Here is a 23,875-nt window from a genome sequence, read left to right as displayed (position 1 = left end):
TGACGGGCCGTCAGGACCGGTCGGGAGGCTCGGCGAGGCGGGTGGCCGTTTCGAGCAGCACGGCGTGGACGAAGGCCTGCGGGAGGTTGCCGCGGAGCTGGCGGAGGGCCACGTCGTACTCCTCGGCGTAGAGCCCGGCCGGGCCGCAGGCGGCCCGGTTGCGCTCGAACCAGCGGTAGGCCTCCGGGAGCCGGTGCTGCCGGTGCAGGCTGAGGGCGACCAGGAAGCCGCAGAGCAGGAAGGCCCCCTCGGCGTCGGCGAGTGGACCCGGCCGGTGGCGGAAGCGGTAGCAGAAATGGTCGTCGGCCAGGTCGGACAGCACCGCGGCGAGGGTGGCACGGCTGGGCGGGGCGTCCGCCGGGACGGCGCCGCGCAGCGCCGGCAGCAGCAGGGCCGCGTCGACCGCCGGGTCGGTCGGCGAGCGCTGCCAACGCCCGCTCGGGTGACGGGAGTCGACCAGGGCCCGGGCGGTCAGGCGCTCCGCGAGGGGCAGCCAGTCCGGCCGGTGCAGCGCGGCAGCGGCGGCGCGCAGTCCGGCCGCGCAGGTGAGGCGGCTGTGGGTCCACCGGTCCGGGTGGATCTCCCAGATGCCCGCGTCGGGGTCGCCGTGGCGGGCCGCGATCGCGTCGGCGGCGATCCCGGCCGCGCGCCGCCCGTCGGCATCCAGCAGGCCGTGCTCCGCGGCGGCGGCGAACAGCAGCAGGCTCTCGCCGAACACGTCGAGCTGGAACTGCCGCCGGACCCGGTTGCCCACCACGTCGAACCCGCCCGGGTAGCCAGGGAGTTCGAGGGAGCGCAGGTCGGGAACCGGCTCGCCGCGCACGGTGTACGCCGGTGCCAGGCGAGGGCCGTCCGCCAGCAGGCGGGCCGCGACGAACCGCGCCGAGCCCGCCAGCACCGGGTGCGGGCCGGCCGCGGCGAACGCCTGCCCGATGTACGCCTGGTCGCGGATCCACACGTACCGGTAGTCGTAGTTGCGGCCCTGCTCGGCCTGTTCGGGCAGGCTGGTGGTGGCCGCGGCGACGGTGCCCCCGTCGGGCCCGGTCAGGCCGGTGAGCACGGCGTGCGCGTGCCGGGCGTCCCGGCCGCCCGGCAGGCCGGCGAAGGCCGCGGACCCCGGGACGTCCGCCGCCCAGGCGGCCTCGGTGGCGGCCCAGGCCCGGTCCGGGTCCGACGGCGCGTCAGGCGCCCGCTCGCCGAGGTCGAGCACCAGGTCGTGCTGGGCGCCGGCGGGCAGCCGGAGCACCGCGTGCAGGCCCCCGCAAGGCCCCGGGCGGGCGTCCGGCAACCCCGTCAGCAGGCCGTGCAGCGGACCGGTGCGCAGCGACCAGCGCCCGGCGTCGTCCCGGACCGGGGGCGGTGTGCGGCTCGTGCCGAAGCCCCCGGCGAGGTGCACGGAGACGGCGAGTTCGGCCCGCCCCTCCACCGCGAGGATCCGGCGCAGCAGCACCGCGCGGTCCGGCCGGCCCGGGCGGGCGAGGGCCTCCCGGCACTCCACCACGCCGCGGCGGGTGGTCCAACGGCTGCGGCGGATCAGCCCGCCCTCCTCGTACCGGCCGCTCGGCACGTGCGGCACGGTCGGGGTGACGCTGTACCAGCCCGGGCCGCCGATCAGCGCCGCCAGCACCGCGTCGCTGTCCCAGCGCGGCGCGCACATCCACACCAGGTCGCCGTCCGGACCGAGCAGCGCGCCGCGGTGGCCGTCCGCGAGCAGCGCGTAGTCCCGCAGCACGTGCGGGGCGGGTGGCGTGCAGGGCGGCGGTGCGGGCATGGCGGACTCCGGGCGGCTGGCGGCGCGCTGTCGATGCGGCGGCTGCCCCCGGCCGGTGACCCGAAACCCGGTCGCGAACGTCCGGGACGGCCGGGCGGCCGGACGGCGGGGTCGGCGAAAGGGGAGCGCGGTGGGGGACCGTCGAGTGCGGTCGAGTGCGGTCAGCAGCGCGGGGTCGAACCTGGCGACGGTGCGGCGCGCGAACCGGGCCTCGCCGCAGCGCGGGTCGGGCCGGCGGGGAACGGCCAGGCGGGGAACGGCGGGTAGTCGTCGGGCAAGTGAGTGACAGCAGACGGGGAGCAGCCACGCGGAGGCGGGCGAGTGGGGATGGGGCGGCGGGGAAGCAGCGAGTGGGGATCGGGCTGGCGGGGAAGGGCGAGTGGGCATCGGGCAAGTGAGTCACCGCGGGCGGGGAGCGGCTACGCGGAGAGCGGGCGGGCGGGGTGGCGGGGGCGGTTGGGGGAACGCCCCCGGGGTATGCGCGGACGGCGGGCCCGGGTGGCGGGTCGGGCGGGGTGTGAGTGCCGTGGACGAGCAGTGCCGAGGTGGAGCAATGGAGAGTCCGCACGGTTACCGGATCGCCGTTCCCGGACGGCCCGGGGCGCACGCCCCGCAGACGATGGCGGTGGTGTACCGGTCGGACGAGACCACCCCGGACGGTCGCACCGTCTACCGCGGCGCGGGCGGCCTGCGGGTCACCGTCCACGGCTCGGTCGCGTGCTTCCTGGAACCGTACCCACCGGGCGTGTGCCATCCGTTCGGTTTCGCCTATCCGATCGCGGCGGCCTGACGCGCCGCGCCCACCCGCACGGACGGGTGGGTGCGGCGCGTCCGGCGAGGGTCAGACGGCGGCGCGGCGCCCGGCGAAGGCGTGCACCAAGGCGCGGTCGAAGGCCGGGAGGTCGGCGGGCTTGCGGCTGGAGACCAGGATGTTCGGGCCGTCCGCGCAGACCACCACCTCGCGGTCGACCCAGCGCGCCCCCGCGTTCACCAGGTCGGTGCGCAGGCTCGGCCACGAGGTGATGCTGCGGCCGCGGACCACGTCGGCCTCGATCAGCGTCCACGGGCCGTGGCAGATCACCGCGACCGGCTTCCCGGCGGTGAAGAACCCCTCGACGAAGGCCACCGCGTCCGGGACGGTGCGCAGGAAGTCCGGGTTGGCGACGCCGCCCGGCAGCACCAGCGCGTCGAAGTCGGCGGCCGAGGTCTTCCCGACGACCGCGTCCACCATGAAGGGGTCGGCCCGGTCGAGGTGGTGGAACGCCCGGATCTCCCCGGGCTCGGTGGACACCAGGCGCGGCGTGCCGCCGTGGTCGACCACGGTCTGCCACGGCGAGGTCAGTTCGACCTGTTCGGTGCCCTCGGTGGCGGCCAGGAAGGCCACGGTCAGGCCGGTCAGCTCATTGGTGCCGTGCGACTCGCTCATTTCTGCTCCCCGGAGACGGTTGGTACCCACCGGGCGCGTCTGACCACGAACGGCGACGGCAAACCCCTACAAAGGGGCAGAGAGGGAAAATGGGTAGGAACAGGTCGTAGTCGGGCGAAGGTCGAGGGCAGTGGGAGGCGGGCACGCGGTGGTGGACGGCGGAGAACAGCCCGGACTCGAAGCCGCGGTCGATCGGCTGCGGACCGAACTGGAGGGGCTGCGCACCGCGATGCGCACCCGCGCCGTGATCGAACAGGCCAAGGGGCTGCTGGTCGGACGGCTGGGCTGCGCGCCCGACCAGGCGTTCCAGGAACTGGTGCGCCGCTCCCAGCAGGAGAACCGCAAGCTGGCGCAGATCGCCGCCGACCTGGTGGCCGAGGCTGCCCCGACCCCTGCCGCCCGGGTGACGCCCGCCGGCCGGGAGGCGCCTGCCACCCTGGAGACGCCCGTCACCCTGGAGACGCCCGTCACCCGGGGGACGCCCGTCACCCGGGGGACGCCCGCCGTCCCGCCGACGGGCGCCCGGCCGGCTCACGCTCCGCTGCCGGGCACCCGGCCGACGGAGGTTCCGCCACCGGACGCCCCGCACACGGAGGTTCGGCCGCCGGACGTCGCGCCCGGCGAGGCCGCTCCGGTGCATGAGCCGCCGGAGCAGCCGCGCGGGCCGGGCGGCGAGATCCCGGCCGTTCGCGACCGCGGGGCCGACGAGCTCGCGGCGCTCGCCACCCGCTTCCATCTGGCCGCCGCCGCGCTCGCCACCGCCCCCGGGCCCGACGAACTGGCCGAGCGCCTGTACCGGGCCGCACTCGCCCCGCTGGGCGCGCAGGCGCTGGTCCTCGCCGTCCGCGAACCGGACGGGGCACTGCGGCTGGCCGGCGCGTACGGGGTGACGGCCAGTCAGCGCAGCCAGTGGCAGCGGATCCCGCCGCACACCAGGGTGCCGTTGACCGAGGCGGTCAGGACCGGGCGGCGGGTGTGGGTCGCCGACCGGCGCGAGTTCGCCGCCCGCTACCCCGACCTGAGCGGCGAGGACCTGGTGCCGGGCACCACCGTGTGCGCGCTGCCGATGCACGGCGGACGGCGCCTGCTGGGCGCGCTGAAGATCGGCTGGGCCCGCCGCTACCAGCCGGGACCGGGCGTGGACGACCACCTGGCCGCGCTCGCCGACCTGGCCGCCGACACCCTGCTGCGGCTGCCCGCGGCCTCGCCCGCCGACGTGCTCGACCCGGCGGGCGCGCCCTGGTTCCGGGCCGTGCTGGACGGACTGCTCGACCCGGTACTGGTGCTCCGCTCGGTCCGCGACCCGGCCGGCGCGGTGACCGACCTGCTGGTGGAACACGCCAACGCCGCCACCCTCGACCTGGCCGGCCGGGCCGCCCCCGACCTGCGCGGACGCCGGCTGTCCGAGCTGTACCCCGGCATGGTGGCCTCCGGCGCCTTCGACCGGCTGCGCGCAGCAGCGGCCGACGCCGTCCCGTACCGCGGCGAGGAGGGGCAGCGGCACGTGGAGACGGTCGGCGGCAGTGCCCGCGCCAGTGCGATGACCATGCACGCCACCCCGTTCCAGGACGGCCTGCTGCTCACCTGGCGGACCCACGACGAGCGCGACCGGCGCCTGAGCCAGGTCTCGCAGGCCGCCCGGCTGGCCCGGCTCGGCACCTGGGAGTGGCGGCCCGGCGACCGCGAACTGACCTGTTCCGCGGACGTCCAGGCCCTGTTCGGGGCCACCACCGGCGCGGGGCGCGCCGAGAGCGGGCAGGCCGGCAGCGGGCGGCCTGACGGTGGGCGGCCTGAGGGCGGCCAGGGTGGGGGAGGGCGGGCTGATGGTGGCCGGCCCGATGGTGGACGGGGTGACGGAGCGCGGGGCGGGAGCGGGTGCGGCAGTGCCGAGCGGTTCGACCCGCGGGCCGCGCTCGCCGCCGTCGCCCCGGCCGACCGGGACGCCGTGCGGGCCGCCGCCGAGGAGCTGCTGGCGGGGCGGGGGCCGGTGACCGCCGAGTTCGCGGTCCGGTCCGCCGACGGCTACCGGAGCCTGCGCGCGCTCGGCGAGGCCACCGTCGCCACGGACGGCCGGCTGCTGGCGCTCAGCGGCGTCGTCCAGGACGTCACCCCGTGGCGGCGGGCCGAGCAGGCGCTCAACGAGACCCGGGACCGGCTCGCCGACCAGCAGCGCCGGACCGGCGACGAGCAGCGCGCCGTCCGCTCGCTCCAGCAGGCTCTGATGAACGCGCCCGTCGGACGACCCGTCAAGGGACTGGAAAGCGCTTACCGTTACCTTCCCGCGGAACGCGACGGCAAGGTGGGCGGCGACTGGTACGAGCTGCTCGACCTGCCGGACGGCACCGTGCTGCTCGCCGTCGGCGACGTCTCCGGGCACGGCCTGGCCGCCGCCACCGCGATGTCCCAACTCCGGTACGCACTGCGGGGGATCGCCTACGACGGGGCGCCGCCCGGGCGGATCCTGGAGCGGCTGAACCGGATCCTCTGCCACCAGCGCGCCGACCACATCGCCACCCTCGCGGTGGCCCGCCTCGACCCCCGCACCGGACAGCTCGACTGGGCCAGGGCAGGCCACCTGCCCCCCGTGGTGCTGAGCGCCGACACCGTCCGCACCCTCACCCCGCCCGCCGGGCTGATCCTCGGCGTCACCTCGCGTGCCCGGTACCCCACCGCCGAACACCGGCTCACCCCCGGCGACCGGCTGCTGTTCTACACCGACGGCCTGGTCGAACGGCGCGGCCACGACCTGGGCTCCGGCGTCGAACGCCTGCTGCGGGCCTGCGCCGACTACCGCGCCCCCGGACTCGACGGCCTGCTCGACCACCTGCTGCGCCGCCTCGACGCACCCAACCAGCTCGACGACACCTGCCTGCTCGCGGTCCGCCTCACCGGGGAGGCCGGCCCCGCCACCGCGCCCGCCCGACCGCCGGGCGGGGCGTCCTGACGGGAAGTCATCCCGTGGGCGGCCCCGAAGCCGCCCGCTCGGTGGCCCGGACCTCGGCGCCCAGGGCGGTCAGCCGGACCGGTGCGGAGTGCTCGCGGACGGTCGGGAACAGTTCGGTCTCCTCGCGGTGGAAGTGATCGGTGGCCACCTCGATCAACTGCGCCACCAGGCGGTCGAACCCGGCCGGTCCGGACGGCGACCTGCCCAGCTCGCGGACCAGGCCGCGCAGCGCGGCGTGCGACTGCAGCCCGTGGTCCACCACCTGGTCGCCGCGCGGGCGGCCGTGCCGGGCGATCGGGTACAGGTGCTGCTCCTCCGCGACCAGGTGCCGCAGCAGGGTGTCCGCGGTGACGAACACCAGCCGCTCGCGGCGCGGATCGCCCGGCGGCAACTCGCCCAGCTCGCCGAAGCGCGTCCGCAGCTCCTCGTGATCGGTCGTCAGCTGCTCCAGCAGGTCGAGCTCAGGGTCGGCCGCCATGATCGCGCGCCTCCGGGTCCTGGTCCTCGTCTTCGTCCTCGGTTCGGACCCCCGCGCCGCGTCTGCCCGGCACGGGGGTGCGGAAACCGGTTTCCGGCACCCTTCGCCGGCGGCGGCCCGGTCAGCGGTGCGACGGGGCGGCGTCGGGGGCGGCCGGGGTTGCGACGGGGGCTCCCGGGCAGCGGGCGGCCGGTTCGGAGGCGGTGTGCCGCAGCCAGCGCGCCTCGGTCTCGCGCCCGTTCGCCAGCGTGTGCAGCGGCGGGCCGTCCGCCGGGACGAAGCCCGCTCCGGCCAGGGCGCGCCCGCTCGGGGCGTTGTGCCCCTCGTGACCGGCGCGCAGCACGGGCAGGCCCAGGTGGGCGTGGCCGAAGTGGACCGCGGCCCGGAACAGTTCGCTGCCGAGCCGCTCCCCGCGGGCGTGCGGGGCCAGCCACCCGCCCACCTCGCCGGTCTCCGCGCCGACCTGCGTGCAGCCCGCGTACCGGCCGTCGTCGGCGCGCACCGCGACCAGCCACTCCGGCCCCAGGTCGGCGGGGTCGACCGGCTCGGCCAGCAGCCGTTGGAACAGTGGCGCGGAGCGCAGCGAGCCGGGGTCGCCGGGCCGCAGGTGCACGATCGCCTCGCGGACCCGCGCGTCGGCCACCACGTTGTCGGTCCAGCCCAGCCAGTGCTGGGCCACCGGGTCGGACGCCGCGGCGAGCGCGGCGGCCAGGTCGAGCTTGTTCTCCGGGGTGAACAGCAGCAGGCGCTCGGTGCGCAGCGCGTGTCGTCCGGACCCGCACGGGCCGAGTGACGGAAGGCCCGCGGAGGCGCGTCTGCGGCGCAGTCGTGGCCAGACCATGTGCGTGTCGTCCCCCGCCCCTGGAGCACCGTGCGGCCGGGTCGGCCGGGTTCCGTGCAGGCGGGATTCTACGGGCAGCGCGGCTCCCGCCGACACCGGAGGGAGGGTGTCGCCGACTGTCCGTCAGGATCGGCGGCCGCTCGACAAGTGCCGGACAGCGCCGACGTGTTCACACCGGCGGAACGCAGTCCTCGCTGACGATGGAGATGCACGCGAGGTCGATCTGGTCGGCGAGTTGCCGGACCAGATCGGCGAGCGAGGAGGCGGTCGCCGACTCGAGGCCGTTGTCCTCGCGGTCGGCCCACTCCTCCCACTCGGCGGGCAGGGCACGCAACAGCTCGACCACCTGGACGGCGGGAATGGCGAGATCGCCGGAGAGCCCGCAGATCACCGGAACATTGAGACGTCCCACGGTGTCCACCTCCTACTGCGCTCGCCCGGGCGTCTGCCCGGGGGTGGATGACGGAAACGGCGGCGCGCCGGCGTCCACGGCCGTGGTCGGGTCCGGGCCGCGGGTCCGGCCGCGGCGGCGGTGGCTGGTGTCGCACAGCGGGTAGCGGTGGCTGCGGCGGCAGGTGCAGACCGCCACCACCGGGCGGTCGCAGTGCAGCTCCGTCCCGTCGGGGAGGAGCAGGTCCACGGGGCCGTCGATCAGCAGCGGGCCGCGTTCGGTCAGGCGTACCCGGGTGGGCGGCCGGTCAGGCGTTGACACCGCGCACCACCACCAAGTCCTCGGTCCGGACGCCCGGTTCGATCAGCCCGGCGCGTTCGAACCACGGGGCGCGGGCGGTCATCACCGGCCCGAATCCCTGCAGGCGCCGCGCCACCACCGCGGCCCGCAGGCCGGCGGCCCGCAACTGCCGGACGGTCGCGGCGGGTCGGGCGAGCGAGGACTGCACCAGCAGCAGCACGCCGCCCGGGGCCAGCAGCGGCGGCACCTGCCGGCACAGCCGGTCGAGCAGCAGCCGCCCGTCCGGCCCGGCGTCCCAGGCCCGGGCCAGCCCCCCGTGCGGCGCCGCGGCCGGGTCGGTCGGCACGTACGGGGGGTTGCTGAGCACCAGGTCGAAACGGCCTGCCGGGACGGGGCCGGTCAGATCGCCCTGCCGCAGGCGCAGCGGGAGGCGGTGCAGGCGCGCGTTGAGCCACGCGGTGGCCAGCGAAAGCCGGGAGACGTCCACCGCGGTGACCCGGCACCCGCGGCGGGCGGCGGCCAGCGCGAGCGCCCCGCAGCCCGTCCCGAGGTCCAGGCACCGGGCGTCCGGCGGCACCGGTTCGCGGCCGAGCACGTCCAGCAGCAGAGCAGTGTCCCCCTGTGCGGGGTACACGCCGGGAGGTCGCAGCAACAACATGGGCCCGCGTATGCCCGGGGAGCGGGAGCCGACACCTCACTGCCGACACCTCACTGCGTGCCTCGTCGGGGTGCTTCGCGGGGTTCGGCAGGTGATCGGATGGCCGGCTTCCACCGTCGCGGGCCGGGGTGCGCGGGCGCCGAGGTGAGGCCGGGCGGCGGCTGCGGGCACACCGGTTTCCGGGCGGTCGGGCCGTCACGGTCAGTAGGATCGACCCATGACTGGTCGACGTCGTCTGATACTTCGTCTGTCTCTGTTCCTGCCAACGCTGTTGGCGTCCACGCTCTCCCTGGCGGCCTGCAGCTCGACGCCCTCCGAGGCCACGGTGGCGGCGCGCGGGTTCGCCAAGTCCTCCTGCGCCTCCCTGCAGCAGCTGACCGACCAGCTCGCCCGCCCTCGGCCGTCGGATCGGAACGACCCCTACTACCGGACCGCCGAGGAGTACCTGAACACGGCGACCAACCGCGCCGCCGACGCGGCCCAACAGGACCACAGCTACCAGGAGTTCGCCGACACCCTGCACCGGGCGGCCGTGAGCTGGCAGGTCACTTTCACGCTGGACGAGGCCGAGCCGCTGATCCAGCAGGCGCGGAAGCAGAAGTGCTGACGCGCTCGACGCGAGGCCCTGCGCCCGTCGCTTCGCTGCGGGGCCGAGGTCAGGCGGTGGTGGGGGTGGCAGTGCGGTGGGTGAGGTCGTCGACAACGGGTGCCGGCTGGGCACCACCGCGGTGCCGACGGCGTTCAGCCGGCAGCCGGCCCGGGCCGTCGCGGCGAGCAACGCGGCCCGGCAGTCGGTGAGTTCGGCCTGCAGTTCGGCGGCGGTGGTGACCGGCCGGGTGCACGCTTCGACCTGGGTGGCCAGGAACTCGTGCTGGGCGCGCGGCCCGAGGGTCCGGGCGGCGTCGGCCACGACGGCGGCCGCGGCGGGTACGGTAGCCCGGCCTGCGCGGCCCGGTCAGCAGGAACTCCTCCTCGACGCCGAAGCGCAGCAGCGGTGGCGCCCAGGTGCGCCGGGCGGGGGTCATGCCGGGTGTCCCGGGTCCAGGTCGGCCACGTCCCGCAGGCGGAGCGTGGACGGCGGCGCGAGGTCGGCGACCCCGCCGCCGATCGGGTCGAGCAGGAACGCGGTGTGGTCTCCGCCCTCGGTCCGTCCGACGATCCGGCCGGCGAACCAGGCCGCGGCGGCGGCGAGCACCGGCACCCCGGCCGGGCCCGCACGCCAGGCGGCGCGGCCGAACTTGTCGACCTCGTCGCCGGTGTTGGCGCCGAACAGGGCGGCCAGCGCCCGCCCCGCGTCGTCCGGCGGCAACAGGTGGACGCCCAGGGCGGACGCCCGCGACGCCACCCGATGGGTGCGGTTCGCGGTCGACAGCCACACCGCGAAGCGCTCCGGGCGGATCGAGCACTGCGAGCCGAACCCGACCAGGCAGCCCGCGCGATCGTCGCCCGCTTCGGCGGTGACCACGTACACGGGCGGGTCGAGCAGGTCGAGGAAGGCAGCGGCAGAGCTCATCGGTCACTCCTCCGGGAGCGGGGTGCGGAGCGAGGTGGCGCCGGACCGCCAGGTGGTCAGCAGGTGCTCGGCGAGCCGGTCCTCGGTGTGCGCGTAGGCCAGTGCGCCGAACGCGATGTCCCGCTCGGCAGCGCCCGGTTCGGCCAGCAGCGGGGGGATCACGGTGTGCCGGACGAGCTGTTCGTGGACGGCGTCGGCGAGTACGTGCTCGCGGTAGAACAGCGTCCCGCGCGGGGACGCGCCGAGCCGTTCGAAGGCCGCCGCGAGCCGGGCCGCGCCCGGCGGCGAGGTGATCTCGACGGCCGCGAACTGCCCGACCAGCGCGGCCCGCAGGGCCCGGTGCAGGCCGAACAGCGACATGGTGTTGACCACGGCGAGCGCCGGGGCCGGCACCGCGTCCAGGTGCGCGCCGTAGGCCGGGTCGAGGCCGAAGTCTGCCATCATCCCGGCGAACAGCTCGGCGTGCGCCCGCTCGGGGCGCCCGGCGCCGTACTCGTCGTACTGGACGGCGACCAGCGCGGCCTTGGCCGGGTTCGGCAGCCGGGGCACCGCCCACATCTGCGGGTCGGCCTCCTTCAGGTGGTACAGCGACCGGTGCGCCAGGTACTCGCGGGCCTGCTCCCGGGTGCCGGTCGACAGCAGGTGGTGCGAGGGGCCGTCGCCGTCCGGCGGTTCGGCCAGCAGCTCGGCCAGGAGCTGCTCCAGCGGCGGCGGTTCGCCGACCGCCCGGCGCAGCGCGGCCAGGAACGCCGCCTCCAGCCGGGCCCGCAGGGCGAGCAGCGCGGGGGACCACTCCCAGGCGTCGTCGTCCACCTCGGCGAAGCCCCGGTAGTGGAGCTCGTAGCAGGCGTAGAGCGCGAGTTGGAGATCCTCGCCCCAGGGGTCGCCGACCGACCGGCCGCCCGGAAGCGGGCGGTCGAGGTCGGTCGAGGCCGGGCGGCGCAGCGCGGCGAACAGGCCGTCGGACAGCGGGCCGCGGGCCGCGGGCAGCGGCGGGGCGGCGAGGGCGGCGCGGGCAGGGGTCGTGGCAGTCGGCATCGGGTCCACCACCTTGTCAGGCCGAACGCAGTTCCAGGACACAGCACTTGGGGCCGCCGCCGGCCTTCTGCAGCTCCGGCAGGGCGACCGGGGTCGGGGTGTAACCCGCCTCCCGGAGCTGCCGCGCCAGGCCACGCGCCCCGTCGGGGAGCACCACGTGCCGCCCGTCGCTGACGGCGTTCAGGCCGAACGCGGCGGCGTCGCGGGCGTCCGCGAGGATCGCGTCCGGGTACAGGCGGCGCAGCAGTCGGCGGCTCGCCGGGGAGAACGCGTCCGGGTAGTACATCACCCGGGACTCGTCCAGGACCGCGAGCGCGGTGTCCAGGTGGTAGAACCGCGGATCGGTCAACTGCAGGGTCACCACCGGCAGTCCGAGCACCCGCTGGGCCTCCCGGTGGGCGGCCGGGGTGGTGCGGAAACCGGAGGCGGCCAGGATCCGTGGGCCGGCCACCAGCAGATCCCCTTCGCCCTCGTTCACCTCGGCTGCGGTCCGGACCTGCCGGAACCGGGCGCCCGCGAACCAGCGGCGGTGTGCGGCCGACTCGCCCGCCCGCTGCGGATGCCGGAAGTTCGCCACCAGCACCCGGCCGGCCACCACGGTCGCGCCGTTGGCGGTGAACACCATGTCGGGCAGCCCCGGTTCGGGATCCAGCAGCTCCACCCGGTGCCCGAGGCCCCGCAGCACCGCCGCGAGCTCCCGCCACTGCCGCAGCGCCGCCACCCGGTCCACCGGCCGCGCCGGGTCCATCCACGGGTTGATCGCGTACTCCACCGCGAAGTGCTCGGGCGGGCACAGCAGATAGCGCCGCCGCCGGACCGGACGGCGCGCGGTCGTACTGGTTGCGGTGAGCGGATCCATGCGGCGCGTCTGTCCGCCGAGCGCCGATCGAAACGGCAGCCGGACCGGCCCGGCCAGGGGTGCGGTGCGGGCGCGCCGGGCAGGTCGGGCGGCGCCCGGGCGGGTAGATGCGCGCGGGCGGGGCAGACGGGACGGCCGGAGGTGCAATGGCGATGGCTGGACGCGACCCGGACCCGACCCGGCGCGGCGATCGGCCGGTGACGTCCCGCCGGCCGGGCTCGCGCGCACCGCTCGGCAGCCGGCCCGCCCGCCGGACCGGGCCGCGCGGCCGGACGCCGGAACGGCGAACAGCGCTGGAGCGGATGGCCGGGCGGGCCTGGCGGGTGCTGGCGGTGGCGGTGGCCGGCTACGCGGGCTACCTGGTGGTGAGCCGGTTGATCCTGCCCGTGGTCGCGGTGTTCGTCGCGCTGGTGATCACCGCGGTGCTGCGGCCACCGGTCGACCTGCTGGCCCGTCGCCTTCCGCGCAGCGTGTCCGTCCTGCTCACCGTGCTCGGGTCGCTGGCGCTGCTGGCCGGGCTCGGACTGCTGGTGGCGATGGTGGTGCGGGCGCAGGCCGGGCAGCTCGGCGGGCAGGTGCGCGACGGCGCCGACCGCCTGGAGCACTGGCTGGAAGGGCCGCCGGTGCACGCCAGGGCCGGCACCCTGACCGACCTCCGGCACCGGCTCGGGGACCTGCTCAGTACCCACCGGCGGGCGGTCCTGTCGACCGCCGTCACCGGCGCGGGCTGGCTGGTCGAAGTGGTGGCCGGGGCGGCGCTGGCCGTGTTCTGCGCGGTCTTCTTCACCCACTCCGGGGACCGGATGTGGGGGTGGGCGACCGCGCTGCTTCCGGCCCGTTCCGCGCCGACCTGGCGGCGGGCCGGCCACGCGGCGTGGCGGACCTTCGCCGGGTACACCCGCGGCCTGTTCCTGGTGGCCGGCACCAACGCGGTGCTGGTCGGGGTGGTGCTGGCCGTCCTCGGCGTGCCACTGGCCGTCCCGCTCGCCGGGCTGGAGTTCCTGGCCGCGCTCGTCCCGCTGGTCGGCTCGCCGATCGCCCTGGCGGTGGCCTCGCTGGTCGCCCTCGCCACCCGCGGGCCGGTGACGGCGCTGCTGGTGCTCGCCCTGATCGTGGTGATCGGCCAGTTGGAGGGACACGTCCTGCACCCGCTGGTGATGAGCTGGGCCGTCCGGCTGCACCCCGTCGCCGTGGCACTCGCCGTGGCGGTCGGCGCCACCCTCGGGGGAGTGGTCGGCGCGGCGGTGGCCGTGCCCGTGCTGTCGGTCGGCTGGGCGGTCCACCAGGAGCTGCGGCCCCCCGGCGCCAACGGGCCGCCACGACGACGGAACTGACGGTCCGGCAGGCGTTCGGGGCGGGACCCTTCGCCGGCCGACGGACGGACGACGGACCTGCGCCCGGATCGGGTGGGTCTCCGCCTGCTCAGGGCCAGTCGTCGACCGGCCCGGGGCCGGTGGCGGTGATGTCGGCGCCGAACAGCACGCCGAGGGTGCAGAGCGCGGCCCAGGCCAGGGCGCGCAGCCGGTAGCAGGCCGTTCGCACCGCGCTCACCTGCTGCCGGCCCGGGGGCGGGACAGCACGCTGTCGTCCAGGCCGTACAGCAGGGCCCGCACGGAGGCGTGCACCTCCACCGCGCCCGCGGTGCGCAGCTCGTCGGCGGCGAACCCGCCGCTCTCCACGGCCACGCACGGCGTTCCGGCCCGGTTCGCGGCCCGCACGTCCCAGACGCTGTCACCCACGAACACCGCGTGGTCGGCCGGTGCGCCCGCCTTGTCGAGGGCGCTGTGCACCAGGTCGGGGGCGGGCTTCGAGGCGCGGACGGCGTCCGCGTCGGTCACCCCGTACAGCGCGTCCTCGGCGTCCAAGGCCGCCCGCAGGACGTCGAGTTCGGCCCCGGACGCGGAGGTCGACAGCACCACCCGCCAGCCCCGGGCCGCGCACTCGCGCAGCAGGTCCGCCGCCCCCGGGAAGGCCCGCAGCCCGGGCCAGTGCTGGGCGTACAGGGCCAGGTGGGCCGCGCCCATCGCCTCGTCGTCCGATCGGTCCCGGTCGCCGGCCGAGCCGCCGCCACTGCCGTCGGCGCCGTCGCCGTTGCCGTTGCCGAGCAGGTGGTCGAGCAGCTGGTCGCTGCCCATGCCGATGGCCCGGTGGATCCGTGCGGCGTCCACTTGATGGCCGTACTGGCGCAGGGCCTGCTGCCAGGCGAGGGTGTGCAGGTACGCGGTGTCCACCAAGGTGCCGTCCACGTCGAACAGTGCGGCCGCGACGTCCGCTGCCATGGCGACTCCTCCTCCCGGCCCGTCCCGGCCGGAGCTCTTCCGGCGCGACGCCCCGTATACCCCGGCCGTCCCGCCGCACACCCTCCGGTTTCCGGGCGGCCGGTCCGGACAGACGTCACTGACGGAAAGGGGGCAGCGCACATGTCCGAGGACGGCCGGGGCCGGCACGAGACCCCGAACGAACGCGCCGACCGGCGCTGGAACGAACTCCTCCAGGAAGTCCGGGTGGCGCAGACCGGCGCGCAGATCCTGTTCGGCTTCCTGCTGAGCGTCGTCTTCACGCCGCGTTTCACCTCCCTCTCCACCTTCGAACGCAACCTGTACGTGGTCACGGTCGTCCTCGGCGCCCTCGCCACCGGCGCGCTGATCGCCCCCGTCGCCTACCACCGCCTGCTCGCCGGCCGCCGGCTCAAGCCCGAACTGGTCGACGCCACCTCCCGGGTGGTCACCCTCGGCGTGGTCCTGCTCGCCCTCACCGTCGGGTCCGCGCTGCTCCTGCTGCTGCACCTGGCCCTCGGCGGGCCGCTGTCCTGGCTGATCGCCGCTGTCGTGATGGCCTGGTTCGGGCTGTGGTGGCTGCTGCTGCCGTGGCTGCTGCTGCGCCGCAACGACGACCGGCCCGGCGACTGAGCCCGCGCCCGGGACGCCGCGCCCGCCCGGTTTCCGGTGTGCGCGGCCCGGTCAGACGCACGACATGGCAACCACCGAACCCCGCACCGTCGTGATCACCGGCGCTTCCGCCGGAGTCGGCCGCGCCACCGCCCGCGCATTCGCGGCGCGCGGCGACCGGCTCGCCCTGCTGGCCCGCGGCCGTGCCGGACTGGACGCCGCCGTCGCCGAGGCCCGGCAGGCCGGCGCGCGCGCCATCGCGCTCACCGTCGACCTCGCCGACCCCGACGCCGTCGAACGCGCCGCCGAGACCGTCGAACGCGAACTCGGGCCGATCGACGTCTGGATCAACTCCGCGCTGGCCTCGGTCTTCGCGCCGTTCACCGAGATCACCCCCACCGAGTTCCGCCGGGTCACCGAGGTCTCGTACCTCGGCTACGTGTACGCCACCCGCGCCGCGCTGCGCCGGATGCTGCCCCGCAACAGCGGCTGCGTGGTCCAGGTCGGCTCGGCGATCGCCTACCGGGGCATTCCGCTGCAGACCGCGTACAGCGGCGCCAAGCACGCCCTGCAGGGCTGGCACGAGGCGCTGCGCTGCGAACTCCTGCAGCAGGGAACGGCGGTGCGCTGCACGATGGTGCAGCTACCCGCCGTCAACACCCCGCAGTTCGACTGGGTGCGCTCGCGGCTGCCCCGGCAGGCCCGCCCCGTCGCGCCGGTGTACCAGCCGGAGCCGATCGCCCGCGCGATCCGGTACGCCGCCGACCACCCCGGGCGCCGCGAGTACCGGGTCGGCGGTTCCACCGTCGCCACCCTGCTGGCCAACGCGCTCGCGCCGGGTCTGCTCGACCGCTATCTGGCGCGCACCGGCTACGACGGCCAGCAGACCGCGGACCCGGAGCCGGCCGACCGGCCCGACAACCTGTGGTCGCCGCTCGACGCGGACCACGACCACGGCGCCCACGGCCGCTTCGACGCCGAGGCCCGTGCGCGCTGCCCGCAGTCCTGGGCCTCCCGGCACCGCGGCCCGCTGGCCGGCGCCGCCGCGACCGCCCTCCTTGCCGCGGCCCTGGCGGGTGCGCTCGGGCGGGCTCCGGCACGGCGGGCCTGACGGGCGGCCGCCGGACAGCTGACGGCCCCGCCCCGGAGCTTCCCGGGGCGGGGCCGTGGCACGGGTGGCGGGCGGTCAGCGCTTGAAGGCGCCCTTGACCTTGTCGATGCCTTCCTTGGCCTTGTCCTTCGCCTTGTCGACGTCCTGCTTCAGCTGGGCGCCGGCCTGCTGGGCCTGGCCCTCGCCCTCCAGCTGGTCGTCTCCGGTGGCGGCGCCGACCCTCTCCTTGGCCGCGCCGGCGGCCTCCTCGGCCTTGTGCCTCAGCCTGTCGGATGCGTCACTCACGGATGGTCGCTCCTTCTCTCCCGGTCCGCTCCAGGTCGGGCGTCGGGTCAGTGTCCGAATCGGTGGCGGGGGTGGCTGCGGGGCCGCTCGGCGGCGGGGCGTCCCTCGGTGATCCCGGGGTCGTCCGTGTCCGGCTGACGCTCCGTCAGGGCATCGTCGGTGATCGGCCGTTCGGTGATGCGGGTGTCCGCGGTGCGGTCGGCCACCACCTGGGTGTTGTCCCGGGCGGCCGCGCGGCGGACCCGGCGGTGCCAGCGCACGCCGGCGCCCATCAGGGCGAGCCCGGCGCAGAAGAGCAGCGCGAGGGCGAGTCCGGCGAGGAACGCGCCGAGGGTGTTGACGGTGGCGATGTGGTTGCCGAGCACCGTCACGCCCACTTCGGGGCCGCCGCCGAGGTTGTCGGCGATCAGCAGTCCGGCGAACGCGCCGGACGCGGCGAACAACAGGAGTCCGAGCAGCAGCATGGTCCAGGTCCTTTCGCTTGCTCCGTTGCCCCGGGTCGCGAAACGTCTGCCCGCCGGGCCGCAGACCAATCAGGCGTCGACCTGGTAGGGCGCGGCGCGTTCTGCGGCCAGCGTCAGGCCGTGGCCGGGTGCGCCGTTCGCGCCGGGGGTCACGGTGCCTCCGGACGGGTCGAGGGCGCCGTCGAAGAGCAGTTGCTCGACCCGGACGTGGTCGTGGAACCACTCCAGGTGGCGCACCGTGGCGGCGCGGGCGGCCGCCGCGTGGGCGTGCAGGTGCGGCGCGCAGTGCGCGGAGAGCGGCACCCCGGCGGCCTCGGCGACGGCCGTGGCGCGCAGGAAGCCGGTGAAGCCGCCGCAGCGGGTGGCGTCGGCCTGCAGGTAGTCGACGACGGGGGCGAGGCGGGCGAAGGCGCGCGGTTCGTCGCCGTACTCGCCGGCGGCGACGTCGGGGGTGACGGCGGCCCGGACGGCGGCCAGGCCGGGCAGGTCGTCGGAGGACACGGGCTCCTCGAACCAGGTGACGCCGTCCGCGGCGAAGGCGTCGGCCAGCCGGATCGCCTGCTTGGCGGTGAACGCCCCGTTCGCGTCGACGTACAGCGCGGCGTCGGGGCCGATCGCGGTGCGGGCGGCGGCGATCCGCTCCAGGTCGCGCTCGGGCCGGGTGCCCCGGGCCTCCCCGATCTTGATCTTGACGCGGGGGATGCCCTGTCCGTCCACCCAGCCGCGCAGCTGACGCGCCATCAGCCGGTCGGCGTACGTGGTGAACCCGCCGCTGCCGTACACGTCCACCGCCCGGGGCCGTCCGCCCAGCAGTCGCACCAGCGGCAGTCCGAGCAGCCGGGCCGCCAGGTCCCACAGCGCCAGGTCGACGGCGGACAGTGCGTAGGAGCCCAGCCCTGGGCGGCCGGCGCCCCGCAGCGCGCGGCGCATCGCCTCGTAGGCGCCGGCGGTGTCGAGGGCGTCCCGGCCGAGCACCACGGGGGCGAGGCTCTCGCGGGCCAGCGCGGCGGTGGCGCGCGCGCCGTACGTCCAGCCGAGGCCGACGACGGGACCGCAGCCGGCCTCGACCAGGACCAGCGTGGTGGAGGTCCAGGAGAGCGTGCCGTCCGCCTCCGGACCGTCGGTGGGGACGGTGAACGCCCGGACCGACAGTCGTTCGATCGGGTGTCGGGTCGTGCGGTGGTCATCTTCTTCCGCCTCCCGGTGTCCGCAGGCCCGCGCGGGCGCCGGCGGCGAGCACGCCCGCCGCCCGGTCGACCAGGGCCATGATGGTGAGCGCGGGATTGGCCGCGCCCTGGGTCGGCAGCACGCTGCCGTCGGTGACCAGCAGGTTCGGCACCGCGAAGGACCGCAGGTCGCGGTCGACCACACCGTCCTCGGGTCGGGCCGCCATCCGGCAGCCGCCGACCAGGTGCGCGTACCGGTCGATGGTGATCACCTCGCTGGCCCCGGCGGCCGTCAGCAGCGCCTCCATCGCCCCGCGCGCCGCCGCGATCAGCTGCCGGTCGTTCTCGCACTGCGAGTAGGCGAACTGCGCCACCGGCAGCCCGTGCCGGTCCTTCTCCTCGGCCAGCGTGACCCGGTTGTCGGCCTGCGGGAGCAGCTCGGCCATCGCGCCGAGGGTCGCCCAGTGCACGTAGTCGGACAGGTACTGCCGCAGGTTCGCGCCCCAGTGGCCCTGCGCCACCACGTGCTCGGACCAGGTGATCGGCAGCGGCGAGATGTTCTGGATGGTGAACCCGCGCTGGTACGGCCTGGTCGGGTCGGTCTCGTAGAACGCCTCCGTGGAGACCTCCGGCGGCGGCGCCTTGTACGCCCGGACCTCCTGCTCGAAGCGGCCCGAGGTCTGCGGCGCGCCCTGCACCATGACGTACCGTCCGACCTGGTCGTGGTCATTGCACAGGCCTTCGGGAAAGCGCTTGCACGCCGAGTTCAGCAGCAGCCGGGGCGTCTCGATCGCGTACCCGGCGACCGCGACCGTCCGGGCCCGCTGCAGGTGTTCGCGCCCGCCCCGCAGGTACCGCACCCCGCGCGCCAGGCCGTCCGGGCCGAGCTCGACCGCGCTCGCCATCGCGTCCGCGCGGATCTCCACGCCGTGCGCGAGCGCGTCCGGCAGGTGCGTCACCAGCGGCGAGGCCTTCGCGTTGACCTTGCAGCCCTGCAGGCAGAAGCCGCGGTACACGCAGTGCGGCCGCCGCCCGAACCGGCCGTTGGTGATCGCCACCGGCCCCACCCGGGCCTCGATGCCGAGCGCCGCCGCACCGCGCAGGAACACCTGCCCGTTCCCGCCGACCGGGTGCGGCGCGTGCGGGTACGCGTGCGGCTCGCCCCAAGGCCAGTACTGCCCCGCCACCGGCAGCTCCGCCTCCAGCCGCTCGTACGGCCCCCGCAGGTCGTCGTAGCTCAACGGCCAGTCCGCGCCCACCCCGTCCCGGGTGCGGGTCGCGAAGTCGGACGGGTGGAAGCGCGGCGTGTACCCGGCGAAGTGGACCATCGAACCGCCCACGCCGCGGCCGGAGTTGTTCGACCCCATCGGCACCGGGTCGGACCCGGCCAGCACCCGCGGCTCGGTCCAGTACAGCTGGTGCGAGCCGTACTCGTCGCTCACCCAGTCCCGCAGCGGATCCCAGAACGGCCCCGCCTCCAGCACCACCACCGACCAGCCCGCCCGGGCCATCCGCTGCGCCAGCACCGAACCGCCCGCCCCGCAGCCGACGATCAGCAGGTCCACCTCGTCCTCGTCCCGGTAGCGCCGCATGTCGCGCAGCAGCCGGTGGTCGAAGCCCAGACCGCCGGGCGGCAGCAGCCACGCGGAGGCGTTGCGCCGCCGCACCGCCCGCTGTCGGCGGGTGGTCTGACGGAGCGTCGCCCACGCGGCGGCGGCCTCGCCGTGCCGGCCCGGGTCGGTGACGGCGGGCAGCGGCGGCGGCTCGGGCGCGGGCCCGGCCGGGGCCTGCGGGTGCGCGTCGGCCACCTCCCAGCGCTCGCGGCGGTCGAGGCCGAGGCGGGCGTAGCCGGCGGGGAACGCCGGGCCGCCGAAGCCGATCTCGTCCCAGGCCTCGGGGTGGCTGTAGTAGGCGGTGCACGCGTAGCGCGTCCACAGGCTCCACACGTGCGCGGCGGGCCAGCCGTGCCAGCGGGTCGCCCGCCGCACCTTCTCCACCAGGCCGTCCTGCTGGCGGACCGTCAGCTCGGCGAACGGCCGGGCAGGGCCCCGGCGTCCTCGTCCAGCGCGCGCAGCGTCAGCGGCCAGGCCCGGTCGTCCGGCGGCAGGTCAGCGTAGTGCCAGCCGTCGGTCTCGCGCTCGGCCAACCGGGCGTCGATCATCGGCAGCAGGTCCACCGGCGGATCGTCCAGCAGCCGGTTCAGCAACGCCCGGGCGGCGGCCTCCTCGGCGGGCGTGAACAGCCGCAGCGGCGGGCGCGGCCCCGCCACCCGGGCTGTCACCACGGCGGCCGTCACCGCGTCCCAGTGCGGGCGGCGGTCCAGCGAACGGTAACCGGGAAACCGCTTTCCGTGGCCGCCGGTCGACCCGCCGGTGGTCCCGCCGGGCGCCCCGGCGGCGGAGCCCCGGTCCGGCGTCATCGGCTGCCCTCGCGGCGCAGCACGGCCGCCAGCAGGCCCATTCCGCCGGCCATGGCCATCAACAGCGGGGCGAACAGCGGCGGTCCGGTCTCCAGGTTGAACCGGGCCATCCGCCGGCCGCCGGGCTTCTGCAGCACACCGCGCAGGTGCAGCCAGAACCCCTGCGCACCGTTGGCGGCGACCGCCGCCGACACCAGCGGAAGGACCGTGCGGGCCGCCCGCTCGTCCACCGCGCCCGCGACGCCGGCCGCCGCGGCGACCGGGCCGAGCAGCACCGGCCACCACATCACCCGGTTCCCGAACCCGGCCCGGTCGTGCTCCAGGTAGATCTTGGCGGCGGTCACCAGCGAGCCGCCCGCCGTGGCGAGCGCCAGCGAGCGCTGGAACCGGCCGGTGCGCAGCGCCTCCAGCACGGCGGCCCCGGTCACGACGACCCTCCGTGCCGGTGCGGCAGCAACTCGGCGAGTTTGGCCCGCAGCCCGCGCTTCACCACCGCCGCCCGGTCGCTGTCGCCGCGCAGCACCGACTCCGCCGCGTCCTTGATCTGCGACCACTCCGCGTGCGGCGGGATCGGCGGCACCGCCGGGTCGGTGCGCACGTCCAGCACGCACGGCCGGTCGGTGCTCAGCGCCCACTCCCACGCCGCCCGCACCTTCGCCGGCTCCTCCACCCGCAGGCCGCGCAGGCCCACCGACTCGGCGAAGTCCGCGTACCGGACGTCCGGCAGCTGCTGCGAGGGCAGGAACTGCGGCGCGCCCTGCATCGCCCGCATCTCCCAGGTGACCTGGTTCAGGTCGTGGTTGTTCAGCACGCAGACCACCAGCCGCTGGTCCGCCCACTCCTCCCGGTACCTGGCCACCGTCACCAGCTCGGCCAGTCCGTTCATCTGCATCGCCCCGTCCCCGACCAGGGCCACCACCGGGCGGTCCGGGCAGGCGAACTTCGCCCCGATCGCGTACGGCACGCCCGGCCCCATGGTGGCCAGCGTCCCCGACAGCGAACCGCGCATGGTGCCGCGCATCCGCAGGTGCCGCGCGTACCAGTTCGCCGCCGACCCCGAGTCCGCCGTCACGATGGCGTCGTCGGGCAGCAGCGCGTCCAGCGCGTGCACCAGGTACTCCGGGTTGATCGGATCGGCCGGCACCTTCGCCCGCTCCTCCATCACCCGCCACCAGCGCTCGGTGTTCGTCTCGACCTGCCGCCGCCAGCCCCGGTCCTCGGTGCGCCGCAGCCGCGGGATCAGCCGGTCCAGGGTGTCCGCCGCGTCCCCGACGAGGTTCACCTCGTACGGGTAGCGCAGCCCCACCATGAACGGGTCCGCGTCGATCTGCACCGCCCGCGCCTGGTCGAACTCCGGCAGGAACTGCGTGTACGGGAAGCTCGACCCGACGGTCAGCAGGGTGTCGCAGTCCCGCATCAGCTCGTACGACGGGCGGGTGCCCAGCAGCCCGATCGACCCCGTCACGTACGGCAGGGTGTCGGGCAGCACGTCCTTGCCGAGCAGCGCCTTCGCCACCCCCGCGCCCAGCAGGTCGGCGACCTGCTCCACCTGCCGGCGGGCGCCCCTGGCGCCCTGGCCGACCAGCATCGCGACCTTCCCGCCGGCGTTCAACACCTCGGCGGCCCGATCGAGTTCGTCCTCCGCCGGGACGGCGTGCGAGTGCGGCAGGCCCAGACTGGACGGGACCATCTTGAAGGCGTGTCCGGGCGCCTGCTCGGCGAGCTCCTGCACGTCCGCGGGGATGATCACCGCGGTGACGGTCCGGTACAGGGCGGCGGTCCGCATCGCCCGGTCGATGACGTTCGGCAACTGCTGAGGGACCGTCACCATCTGGCAGTACGCCGAGGCGACGTCCTTGTACAGGCTCAGCAGGTCCACCTCCTGCTGGTACGAGCCGCCCATCGCGCTGCGGTCGGTCTGCCCGACGATCGCCACCACCGGAACGTGGTCCAACTTGGCGTCGTACAGCCCGTTCAGCAGGTGGATCGCACCCGGTCCCGAGGTCGCCGCGCACACCCCCACCCGCCCCGAGAACTTGGCGTACCCCACCGCCTCGAAGGCCGCCATCTCCTCGTGCCTGGCCTGCACGAACGCGGGCCGGTTGTCGGCCCGCCCCCACGCCGCCAACAGCCCGTTGATCCCGTCCCCGGGATACCCGAAGACCTGCTCGACACCCCACTCCCGCAGGCGCCCCAGTACCTGGTCGGCCACAGTCCCGCTCACGGCACGTCCCTCCTTCGCACGCGAAGACAGCACAGTGAGGCGTGTGACCGCTCAACCCCAACAGAAACGCACCAGCCCGGCCCCCCGGGGACGGGCCACCCGCTCGTCACTCGACCGGGGTAACGGCACCCGGGGCAGCCGGACCCGGTTCTGACGCCTCACGGGCAGCTGGGTTCACCAACGTCGTCGAGTCCGCGGTCTCCGCGGTTCGCGGCGGACGGACGAACCGCGACTGATCGATCGTCACGTCCGTCACGCGCTCGGCCGGGAGGAACAGCCCCGGCCCCAGGAAGCCGGTCGGATCGGCGACCTCGATCAGCCCGCCGCACCAGGCCGGGTCCCGTCGGGCATCGCCCTCGCGCAGCGGGCCGACGGGACCGTACGGCTCCTCTTGGACGACCGTCACCACCCACCGCGCAGCAGTCGGGCCGGCGCTGAACGGCTGCTCGGCGGCGGCCGGCTCGCCCCGGGAGCACCCGGTTCCCTGGACGGATGGGCGCTGCCGGGGCGTTGGTGCGCCAGCTCGCGGCCTAGCGGCGCGAAGGGTCGGTTTCGGGTTCGGGCTCCGGGTGGGGTTCGGGGTGGTGGGGCGGGCCGTGGCGGTCGGGGGGTTCCGGGCCGGGGCCGGGCGGGCCCGGCGGGTCGGTGGGGCGGGGCGGGGCGTCGGGCGGGTCGGGCGGTCGGACGTCCGGGTCGAGAGGCATCGGGATGGTCATCGCGTTCACCGCCCGAGCGCGTTCTCGAGCTGATGCTTGTTCATCTTCGAGCGGCCCTTGATGTTGCGCTGCCGGGCCTCGTTGTACAGCTGGTCGTAGGTCGGTCCCTGGGCGCCGCTGTGGGAGCGCTTGCCGCCCCGGTGGCCGGAGGACACGTCCTCGACCGAGCTGCGGCTGGCGGTGCGGCTCTCGCCGTGCCGGGCGCGTTCCTTGTTGACGGTGCGGGCGGCGATCTCCTCGGCGCGCTTCTCGCTGGCGCCGCGGTCCAGCTGGCTCTCCTTGATGTGCTCGTACTGGCGCTCCCGCTTGGGGCTCGAACCTGCGGGCATGGCGTTCTCCTCTCATGGGGCAGCGGAACCTGACGGATCCGGTGGCCGGGCGGG

General features: G+C 75.9%; 25 protein-coding genes and 1 pseudogene. 6 read left to right on the top strand and 20 right to left on the bottom strand.

Going from position 1 to position 23,875, the window contains the following annotated elements; genetic code table 11:
* Positions 1–10 precede the first annotated feature (10 nt).
* Positions 11–1,771, bottom strand: a complete 1,761-nt coding sequence (locus BX266_RS03815) for a glycoside hydrolase family 15 protein (protein WP_099897512.1) — start codon at positions 1,769–1,771, stop codon at positions 11–13.
* A gap of 553 nt (positions 1,772–2,324) precedes the next feature.
* Here BX266_RS03815 and BX266_RS03810 point away from each other — a divergent pair.
* A complete protein-coding gene (locus tag BX266_RS03810) occupies positions 2,325–2,561 on the top strand; it encodes a DUF6296 family protein (protein ID WP_099897511.1) in 237 nt (78 codons plus the stop codon).
* A 51-nt stretch (positions 2,562–2,612) separates the two neighbouring features.
* Here the strand turns inward: BX266_RS03810 and BX266_RS03805 are convergent, their stop codons facing one another.
* Positions 2,613–3,161, bottom strand: a complete 549-nt coding sequence (locus tag BX266_RS03805) for a type 1 glutamine amidotransferase domain-containing protein (RefSeq protein WP_310794832.1) — start codon at positions 3,159–3,161, stop codon at positions 2,613–2,615.
* Positions 3,162–3,327: 166 nt separating this feature from the next.
* Between BX266_RS03805 and BX266_RS03800 the strand changes: the two genes are divergently transcribed.
* The gene (locus tag BX266_RS03800; protein ID WP_099897509.1) at positions 3,328–6,141 is read left to right on the top strand and encodes a SpoIIE family protein phosphatase; all 2,814 of its coding nucleotides are present in this window, start codon (positions 3,328–3,330) and stop codon (positions 6,139–6,141) included.
* A gap of 7 nt (positions 6,142–6,148) precedes the next feature.
* Here BX266_RS03800 and BX266_RS03795 read toward each other — a convergent pair whose 3' ends face one another.
* The 5 genes from BX266_RS03795 to BX266_RS03775 all read right to left on the bottom strand — a co-directional run bounded on the left by BX266_RS03795 (position 6,149) and on the right by BX266_RS03775 (position 8,785).
* Positions 6,149–6,619: a hemerythrin domain-containing protein gene (locus tag BX266_RS03795; RefSeq protein WP_099897508.1), complete on the bottom strand. Its 471-nt coding sequence runs from the start codon at positions 6,617–6,619 to the stop codon at positions 6,149–6,151.
* 121 nt (positions 6,620–6,740) lie between these two features.
* Complete coding sequence (locus BX266_RS03790; protein WP_099897507.1) at positions 6,741–7,460, bottom strand: GNAT family N-acetyltransferase; 720 nt, start codon at positions 7,458–7,460, stop codon at positions 6,741–6,743.
* Between the two features lie 169 nt (positions 7,461–7,629).
* Positions 7,630–7,872, bottom strand: coding sequence for a DUF6213 family protein (locus BX266_RS03785; protein WP_143686854.1), 243 nt, complete (start codon positions 7,870–7,872; stop codon positions 7,630–7,632).
* A gap of 12 nt (positions 7,873–7,884) precedes the next feature.
* The gene (locus tag BX266_RS03780; protein WP_099897505.1) at positions 7,885–8,172 is read right to left on the bottom strand and encodes a CDGSH iron-sulfur domain-containing protein; all 288 of its coding nucleotides are present in this window, start codon (positions 8,170–8,172) and stop codon (positions 7,885–7,887) included.
* Complete coding sequence (locus BX266_RS03775; RefSeq protein ID WP_310794767.1) at positions 8,159–8,785, bottom strand: HemK2/MTQ2 family protein methyltransferase; 627 nt, start codon at positions 8,783–8,785, stop codon at positions 8,159–8,161. Before BX266_RS03775 ends, BX266_RS03780 begins: the two co-directional genes overlap by 14 nt.
* A gap of 241 nt (positions 8,786–9,026) precedes the next feature.
* On the opposite strand from BX266_RS03775, the gene BX266_RS03770 reads away from it, so the two are divergent.
* Complete coding sequence (locus BX266_RS03770) at positions 9,027–9,416, top strand: hypothetical protein (RefSeq protein WP_143686853.1); 390 nt, start codon at positions 9,027–9,029, stop codon at positions 9,414–9,416.
* Positions 9,417–9,545: 129 nt separating this feature from the next.
* Here the strand turns inward: BX266_RS03770 and BX266_RS41120 are convergent.
* The 4 genes and pseudogenes from BX266_RS41120 to ddaH form a co-directional block, all read right to left on the bottom strand.
* Positions 9,546–9,719 (bottom strand): annotated as a pseudogene (locus tag BX266_RS41120) (glutamate-cysteine ligase family protein); the annotation flags it as partial.
* A 111-nt stretch (positions 9,720–9,830) separates the two neighbouring features.
* On the bottom strand, positions 9,831–10,322 hold the full coding sequence (locus BX266_RS03760; protein WP_099897502.1) for a flavin reductase family protein: 492 nt from the start codon (positions 10,320–10,322) through the stop codon (positions 9,831–9,833).
* 3 nt (positions 10,323–10,325) lie between these two features.
* Positions 10,326–11,360 (bottom strand): iron-containing redox enzyme family protein, encoded by a 1,035-nt coding sequence (locus BX266_RS03755; RefSeq protein WP_099897501.1) that lies wholly within the window; start codon positions 11,358–11,360, stop codon positions 10,326–10,328.
* Between the two features lie 16 nt (positions 11,361–11,376).
* Positions 11,377–12,219: a dimethylargininase gene (gene ddaH, locus BX266_RS03750; RefSeq protein WP_099897500.1), complete on the bottom strand. Its 843-nt coding sequence runs from the start codon at positions 12,217–12,219 to the stop codon at positions 11,377–11,379.
* Positions 12,220–12,371: 152 nt separating this feature from the next.
* Here ddaH and BX266_RS03745 point away from each other — a divergent pair, with 152 nt between their 5' ends.
* Positions 12,372–13,553 (top strand): AI-2E family transporter, encoded by a 1,182-nt coding sequence (locus tag BX266_RS03745; protein WP_099907359.1) that lies wholly within the window; start codon positions 12,372–12,374, stop codon positions 13,551–13,553.
* Between the two features lie 213 nt (positions 13,554–13,766).
* On the opposite strand, the gene BX266_RS03740 is transcribed toward BX266_RS03745, so the two are convergent.
* The gene (locus BX266_RS03740; RefSeq protein WP_099897499.1) at positions 13,767–14,498 is read right to left on the bottom strand and encodes an HAD family hydrolase; all 732 of its coding nucleotides are present in this window, start codon (positions 14,496–14,498) and stop codon (positions 13,767–13,769) included.
* 141 nt (positions 14,499–14,639) lie between these two features.
* Between BX266_RS03740 and BX266_RS03735 the strand changes: the two genes are divergently transcribed.
* Positions 14,640–15,128 carry a DUF6328 family protein gene (locus BX266_RS03735; protein ID WP_099897498.1) on the top strand — a complete coding sequence of 163 codons (489 nt, stop codon included), beginning with the start codon at positions 14,640–14,642 and terminating at the stop codon, positions 15,126–15,128.
* A 64-nt stretch (positions 15,129–15,192) separates the two neighbouring features.
* Positions 15,193–16,218, top strand: a complete 1,026-nt coding sequence (locus BX266_RS03730) for an SDR family oxidoreductase (RefSeq protein ID WP_099897497.1) — start codon at positions 15,193–15,195, stop codon at positions 16,216–16,218.
* Positions 16,219–16,293: 75 nt separating this feature from the next.
* Here the strand turns inward: BX266_RS03730 and BX266_RS03725 are convergent, their stop codons facing one another.
* The 8 genes from BX266_RS03725 to BX266_RS03680 all read right to left on the bottom strand — a co-directional run bounded on the left by BX266_RS03725 (position 16,294) and on the right by BX266_RS03680 (position 23,821).
* Entirely contained in the window at positions 16,294–16,503 is a 210-nt protein-coding gene (locus BX266_RS03725) for a CsbD family protein (RefSeq protein ID WP_180290366.1), read from the bottom strand.
* Positions 16,504–16,550: 47 nt separating this feature from the next.
* A complete protein-coding gene (locus tag BX266_RS03720) occupies positions 16,551–16,967 on the bottom strand; it encodes a hypothetical protein (RefSeq protein WP_099897496.1) in 417 nt (138 codons plus the stop codon).
* A gap of 69 nt (positions 16,968–17,036) precedes the next feature.
* Complete coding sequence (locus BX266_RS03715; RefSeq protein ID WP_099907356.1) at positions 17,037–18,128, bottom strand: enolase C-terminal domain-like protein; 1,092 nt, start codon at positions 18,126–18,128, stop codon at positions 17,037–17,039.
* Between the two features lie 22 nt (positions 18,129–18,150).
* Positions 18,151–20,130 carry a GMC oxidoreductase gene (locus tag BX266_RS03710; protein WP_099897495.1) on the bottom strand — a complete coding sequence of 660 codons (1,980 nt, stop codon included), beginning with the start codon at positions 20,128–20,130 and terminating at the stop codon, positions 18,151–18,153.
* Positions 20,131–20,153: 23 nt separating this feature from the next.
* Positions 20,154–20,552: a hypothetical protein gene (locus BX266_RS03705; RefSeq protein ID WP_099897494.1), complete on the bottom strand. Its 399-nt coding sequence runs from the start codon at positions 20,550–20,552 to the stop codon at positions 20,154–20,156.
* Positions 20,549–20,980 (bottom strand): hypothetical protein, encoded by a 432-nt coding sequence (locus tag BX266_RS03700; RefSeq protein ID WP_099897493.1) that lies wholly within the window; start codon positions 20,978–20,980, stop codon positions 20,549–20,551. Before BX266_RS03700 ends, BX266_RS03705 begins: the two co-directional genes overlap by 4 nt.
* The gene (locus tag BX266_RS03695; protein WP_099897492.1) at positions 20,977–22,776 is read right to left on the bottom strand and encodes a thiamine pyrophosphate-requiring protein; all 1,800 of its coding nucleotides are present in this window, start codon (positions 22,774–22,776) and stop codon (positions 20,977–20,979) included. Before BX266_RS03695 ends, BX266_RS03700 begins: the two co-directional genes overlap by 4 nt.
* Before the next feature lie 721 nt (positions 22,777–23,497).
* Positions 23,498–23,821: a plasmid stabilization protein gene (locus tag BX266_RS03680; protein WP_099897490.1), complete on the bottom strand. Its 324-nt coding sequence runs from the start codon at positions 23,819–23,821 to the stop codon at positions 23,498–23,500.
* Between the last annotated feature and the right edge of the window lie 54 nt (positions 23,822–23,875).

Origin of the sequence: Streptomyces sp. TLI_171, from assembly GCF_003610255.1 — a bacterium.
GTDB lineage: Bacteria > Actinomycetota > Actinomycetes > Streptomycetales > Streptomycetaceae > Kitasatospora.
Note: the sequence above shows the minus strand (reverse complement) of the source record. Positions and strands in the feature narration are given on the sequence as shown.